The following is a 5,863-nucleotide window of genomic DNA, read 5'->3' as shown; positions in this document are numbered from 1 at the left end:
GCGCACCTGTGATTACAATAATTCTACCTTGATTCATCTATATTTTACCTCCACATTTGGCAATAAAAAATCCGCCTTAAAGCGGACGCATAAAAAACGGAGAGGGAGGGATTCGAACCCACGGTACGGTTTCCCGCACACTTGTTTTCAAGACAAGCGCCTTAAACCACTCGGCCACCTCTCCATAAAGCCTTATTTATGTATTTTATCAATTATTTACATTTTTTTACAATTCGTGTTTATTAATGTGGATAGTTAGCGTTCAGCAATAGCGGGGCAACAATGGTATAATAATCTTATGCGGGAAAAAGCCAAAATAGTATATAGATTTAAAGATAATTTATATATAAATCTTACCAACAGATGCCCAAACGCCTGTTCATTTTGCATTAAGAGCAAGTTTTCCATGGTGTTTGAAGGCTATAACCTTAACTTGGAAGGCAAAGAGCCCTCCGCCGAAGAAGTGTTGGCGGAAATCCGCCACCAAAGCCAAGAAGGCCCAGTCGGGCAGATAGTTTTCTGCGGATATGGGGAGCCTACAATGCGCCTTGCCGTACTGCTGGAGGTAGCCTCGGTTTTAAAAGAGGATATGGCTTTGGGCAAGTACCCCAAAACGCCGATAAGACTTAATACTTTGGGGCTTGGGAATCTGGTATACGGGCGCGACATAACGGGCGATTTGGCCAAAGTTTTGGACAGCGTCAGCATAAGCATCAATTCCCCCAAAAGAGAACAGTGGCTGGAAGTGGTGCGGCCTCAGCCTCAGTACAGGGAGCGGGGCTATGAAAGCGTTTTGGAATTTATAAGATTGCTGGCCCTAAAAATGCAAGACGTAACTGTAACGATAGTGGACAGGCTTGGCATCGACGTGGAAGAAACGGAAAAACTGGCGCGGAGTTTGGGCGCCAAGTTTAGGGTGAGGGAATTTATCGCATGAGTGAAAGACCTTCGGCTTGGGCCGTTTTATTCTTCAGTTCCGCCTTATGTTTAGGGGTGGTGATGTTGCTTAATGTTTTCTTTTCCTATTACGATTATTCCTCTGCTTTGCGCGCGGAAAAAAGTAAAACCGCCGAAGCCGCTATAAAGAGCAGGGAACATAAAATAGACAGTATCGCTTTGCGCAAGGTGCGTTTTACTTTAAACAAACCCGATGCCAAGGAAGTGTACGTTGTGGCCAATTTCAGTTTGTGGGAAGAGCATAAAATCAAGTTGGATAGGCAGAACAACGGCTCTTTCAGCAATTTGATAGTATTGCCGCAGGGCGAGTATAAATATTATTTTGAGGTCGACGGCAAAGCCGAGCCTGACCCCAACAATACCGACGTTGAGGAATACAACGGCAAGAAGGTAAATTTAAGGACGGTTCTGTAATATGGCGGAATTTTACGTTTACAATTCCCGATGTGCGGAGGAAACCGCTTCTCTTGGGCAAAAATTGGCCTCCTTGCTGAGCGGCGGGGAAATATTGTTTTTTAAAGGGCCTATCGGTGCGGGCAAAACGGTAATGGTAAAGGCCGTGGCGAGGTATTTCGGGTTTAAGAAAGAGCCCGCCAGCGCCAGTTTCAGCCTGATGAAGAAGTACAAAAACAAGCGGGTGACTTTGTACCACGCCGATTTATTCCGCCTTGAAAGCGGGGAAATGTACAATCTTGGCTTTGAGGAAATGCTGGAGGACGAAGACGGTATCCTCCTTATAGAATGGCCCGCGGCGGCGGAAGAGTTTTTCCCCAAGGACAGGCTGGAAATAGAAGTGGTTTTGAAAGGCGGCAATGACCGCGAAATAAAATTCCGCGCCTGCGGCAAAAGAAGCGGCGCTTTATTGGAAGATTTATGCAAACTGGTAAAGAAAGAGAAGATATAATTTTAGCATTGGACAGTACTTCCTCACCTTTATATATGGCGCTATGGCGCGGCGGCAAAACATATCGTGCGCGCAAGGCGGGCATAAAGCAGGAAGAGCTTTTGTTCCCCGCGTTAAATAAACTTTTGGCCAAGGCGGGGATAAAACTTAAGGACGTTACCCACTTTTTTTATGTGAAGGGCCCCGGCCGTTTTACGGGTATAAGGATAGGGATAACTTTAGCTTCGGTATTAAGCGAGATGAACGGGGTTAAAGCATCTTCCGCGGATTTATTCGAGATTTTAAGAAAGCAGGCGGAACGTTCAAGAGAGTATAAAAAGTGGCTCGCCGCCAACCCCGACGGCGTATTGTGCATTATAATACACGCGTTTAGGGAAGAATATTTTTATTTATTTTGTGAAGAAGGGTCTTTGCCGAAGTGGTCTTCTTGGGAGGAGTTGGAAAACGCTCTTTGCCAAGGCAGACGTCCGATTTTTGTCTGCGGATGGGATAAAGACGGCGCTAGCCTTAAAGATAAACTCCCCAAAGGCTGTCAATATGCCGGCGGGAAATTAAATGCGGTAAAGGCGGAGACGATGTTTTCGCTTTGCGGGGAGCTTACGGACCGCCAAAGCCGGGAAGAAGTATTGCGTCCGCTTTATTTAAAGCCCGCGCGTTTTGAGTTATGCGGGAAATAGTTTTGTCGCCCGCAGAAATCGGCTGCGCGGCCGAATTGGCCGAGATAGCGGCTTCATCAGATTTTTGCGCCAAGTGGAGCGGCGCGGATTTTGAAAGCGAGGCAGGCAATAATTTCGTCAGGATATATAAAGCTCTTTGCGGGATGGAAACGGTAGGTTTTGCGGCGTTTCGTTTCTGCGGGGAGGAAGCGGAACTTACCAATTTTGCCGTTAAGGCGCGATACAGAAGGCGCGGGGTAGGCGGTATGCTTCTTGCCAAATGTATAGAAAGCGCTTCGGCGGAAGGGGTAAGGCGGATTACTTTGGAAGTAAGCGAGGCCAATGGCGCCGCGATAGCTTTGTACGAGAGGTTTAATTTTAAAACGGTAAGCGTGAGAAAAAAGTTTTATAATAATTCGCAGGACGCTCTTTTAATGTTGAGGGAGATATGAATATAAAGGGGAAGATAATTTTAAGTTTATTTATTTTTGCGGCTCCGCTGGCGTTAAATTGCGCGGATTTAAGCGAGGAAGTAACAATCGGCGAGGCAAGTTCCTCATTGGATAATGAAGGCTCCGATATCCCAAAGGCTTACGGCGGCGAATTTTATTCCGATTTTATCGAAGCCGCCTATCTGGAGAAAAACGGGCGCCCTCAAGAGGCTTTTGCCATATATGAGCGCTTGTATGAAAGCGCTAAAACCGATAAGACGATATTGTATTCGTTGGCGTCCATTTCTTTGGCTCTTAAAGACTCCGAAGCGATGGATAAATACATATCGGCCTATTACGCATTGGCGCCGCAAGAGGCGCAGGCTATGTCTTTGCGCGCCGGGCTGTTGTGGAGCCGCGGCGATTTGAAAGGCGCGGCGAAGTTATACCGAGAGGCCTTATCAAAAGATCCCGAAGATCCCGAGATAATAACCAAGTATGTGACGCTTATCAGCGCTTTGGACAGCGACGAGGCGGTGGAGTATTTGGATTTGCTTGCGAAACAATATCCCGCCATCGGTTCGATGATAGCCCTGAACATCGCCGAGCTATATTTGAAACAAGGCGACAGCGTTTCGGCGGAGGCCTATCTGAAGAAGCATATATCCTCCAATCCTTATAACATTGAACCTTATACTGTATTGGCCAATATTTACGAAGTGCAGGGTTCGCCCGCCAAAGCGCTTAAGGTATATCTTGAAATGGAAAAGTACGGATTGGCTTCGGCCGATATATTGGTCAAGATAGGCGCGTACTACGTTTTGGAAGAGAAGAAAGATATAGCTTTGCAATATTTCAGGCGGGCTAAGGCTTTGGATAATTCTCAGGCGTCGGCGACGGAATTTTTGGTGTTGGACGCTATATCTCGCGGCGATTATGAAGCCGCGTTTAAACTTTTGACGGAAAGTTCCGCCTATGACTCCGAGCCTTCTTCCCATATAAGGGCGAGCTATTTTCTATCGAAAGCGGGCAAGAGCGCTAAATCGGCGGAAGTCTTGCGGGAAGCTTACTCCAAATTTCCTCAAGATAACGAAATAGCTTTTTATTATGCGCTTTCCCTTATAGATTTAAAGGACTATAAACAGGCTGAGGAAATATTGTCCGCTCTTTCACAAAAGAATCCCGACAACGAAAGCATACTTTTTCACTATTCGTATGTTTTGGAACGGCGGGGCGAATATAAGGAAATGGAGAAGACTCTAAAGAGGCTTTTGGATATAAACCCCGAAAACGCCGATGTTTTGAATTTTTACGGATACTATTTGGTCGACAAAACCCGCCGCGTGGAAGAGGGCGGGGAATATATCAAGAAGGCTCTCGCGGCCAATCCCGAAGATGCCGCTTTTATAGATTCTATGGCGTGGTATTATTACAAGAAGAAGGAATATGAAAAGGCCTATGAGCTGTTGGGCAGCATTCCCCTGGAAGACATGGCGGCGCTTAACGACGCGGAAATATACTTGCATTTAGGGCAAACCGCACAAAGCTTGAAGCTTTGGGAAGACGCCGCCGATTATTATAATAAAGTTTTGGAAATAGAACCGAACAATAAAACGGCAAAAAAGAATTTGAAAAAAGTTACAAAAAAAATAAAATCTTAAGTACAATATAGATAAGTCATCGGGAGAGTTAGAATATAAGTTGTTATGAGCATATTTTCGGATATGCCGTTTCCGTTTATATTTAATGATATTTAATTTAATTGTATTTCATAAGGGACGATATGAGGCCAATCACAAAATTTTTAGTATTTTTCAGCGGGTTTTTATTTTTTGGCGCCAATTTAATGGCGCAGACGGCTACTATAACTCAAAATTTTGTAGCTTATCCGATAAACACTAACAATATAGCCGGTGTTACCGGGGAAAGTTTCGGCGATTGTCAAATAAGCGTTGAACGTGCGGAAATGACGCAAAACAATGTGTCATATTACAAAACGCCTATTTCGCCGGTCAATTCTACCGACCCTTGGGTAAACTCTGCTTTGATAGAATATTCGCAGCAGAAAGTCGACAATGGCGGCAATAAAATAGTGTCTTACCCAAACAATTGCCTTTCATTCTGTTCCGATATAACGTGCAGCAATCCTACCAGAATGGTTGAAGGCTCCGACGGCAGTGACAATACGAAAATTTACCCCGTAAGGAGCGGCGACTTCCCTATACAAAGCGTACTTTTTGAGATATTCAAATATCAGCAAAACTCAAACCCGTATAATCCGGACTCCACACCACCTATAAGGACGATAGCCATATATCCTACGGACGGCAACAATATATGTTATGGCGTAGGCGTGTATGACGATACCGGCTCGGATCCGACGAAGGCCAAATCTTGCTGTGATGCTATAACTTGGAATAAAGGCTGTCAGCCTCAATGTAGTGATACTTCCGCCACTTGCAATTCCACCTATTGTACAGCATCTTGCGGTGGTTCTATGCGCTACTGCTCGACGGTATCTAGTCAAAGTGCATGTAACTCTTATCCGCAGTGCTATTGGAGCACCGTCAGTAATTCTTGTCTCCAAAACAATTATTCCTGTTCATCTTACAATAACAACCGATCAAATTGTGTAGCGTCGGGCTGTACTTGGAATTGCGACGCGAAAACCGATTCTCCTTGTGCCAACTTTTTGGTAAAAGGCACTTGTGCAAGCGACAGCAACTGCACTTGGAGCGATAAGGCTAACACTACAAATCAAACCTCATGCCGTGCTACGGCGCAAAACTTTATAAGTAAAGCCGACTGCTATTCCGGTACCACAAGGCTGAAATTCTGCGCGGCATGGGACGGAATGTACGAAATAGACGGGGAGTTTGGTCAGAGCAACGGCGATTTTGGATACAGGACGACGA

7 protein-coding genes and 1 tRNA gene are annotated in these 5,863 nt (G+C 45.4%); 7 read left to right on the top strand and 1 reads right to left on the bottom strand.

Annotated features, from left to right (window positions below):
- Positions 1-97: 97 nt before the first annotated feature.
- Positions 98-184 (bottom strand) — tRNA-Ser (locus ACQY3M_RS07480).
- Between the two features lie 114 nt (positions 185-298).
- Here ACQY3M_RS07480 and ACQY3M_RS07475 point away from each other — a divergent pair.
- From ACQY3M_RS07475 to ACQY3M_RS07445, 7 genes are all read left to right on the top strand, one after another.
- Positions 299-937, top strand: coding sequence for a TatD family nuclease-associated radical SAM protein (locus ACQY3M_RS07475; protein WP_428067186.1), 639 nt, complete (start codon positions 299-301; stop codon positions 935-937).
- A complete protein-coding gene (locus ACQY3M_RS07470) occupies positions 934-1,371 on the top strand; it encodes a glycogen-binding domain-containing protein (RefSeq protein WP_428067185.1) in 438 nt (145 codons plus the stop codon). Before ACQY3M_RS07475 ends, ACQY3M_RS07470 begins: the two co-directional genes overlap by 4 nt.
- Position 1,372: 1 nt before the next feature.
- Entirely contained in the window at positions 1,373-1,861 is a 489-nt protein-coding gene (gene tsaE, locus ACQY3M_RS07465; protein WP_428067183.1) for a tRNA (adenosine(37)-N6)-threonylcarbamoyltransferase complex ATPase subunit type 1 TsaE, read from the top strand.
- Entirely contained in the window at positions 1,831-2,538 is a 708-nt protein-coding gene (tsaB, locus tag ACQY3M_RS07460) for a tRNA (adenosine(37)-N6)-threonylcarbamoyltransferase complex dimerization subunit type 1 TsaB (protein WP_428067181.1), read from the top strand. The genes tsaE and tsaB overlap by 31 nt, the downstream gene beginning before the upstream one ends.
- Complete coding sequence (gene rimI / locus ACQY3M_RS07455) at positions 2,526-2,969, top strand: ribosomal protein S18-alanine N-acetyltransferase (protein WP_428067180.1); 444 nt, start codon at positions 2,526-2,528, stop codon at positions 2,967-2,969. Before tsaB ends, rimI begins: the two co-directional genes overlap by 13 nt.
- On the top strand, positions 2,966-4,609 hold the full coding sequence (locus tag ACQY3M_RS07450) for a tetratricopeptide repeat protein (RefSeq protein ID WP_428067179.1): 1,644 nt from the start codon (positions 2,966-2,968) through the stop codon (positions 4,607-4,609). The genes rimI and ACQY3M_RS07450 overlap by 4 nt, the downstream gene beginning before the upstream one ends.
- A 122-nt stretch (positions 4,610-4,731) precedes the next feature.
- Positions 4,732-5,863: hypothetical protein (locus ACQY3M_RS07445; RefSeq protein ID WP_428067178.1), on the top strand; the 1,132-nt coding region annotated here is incomplete at its 3' end.

The organism is Candidatus Proelusimicrobium volucris (assembly GCF_959605025.1).
Taxonomy (GTDB): Bacteria; Elusimicrobiota; Elusimicrobia; order Elusimicrobiales; family Elusimicrobiaceae; genus Proelusimicrobium; species Proelusimicrobium volucris.
This window is presented reverse-complemented; position numbering and strand designations above follow the sequence as displayed.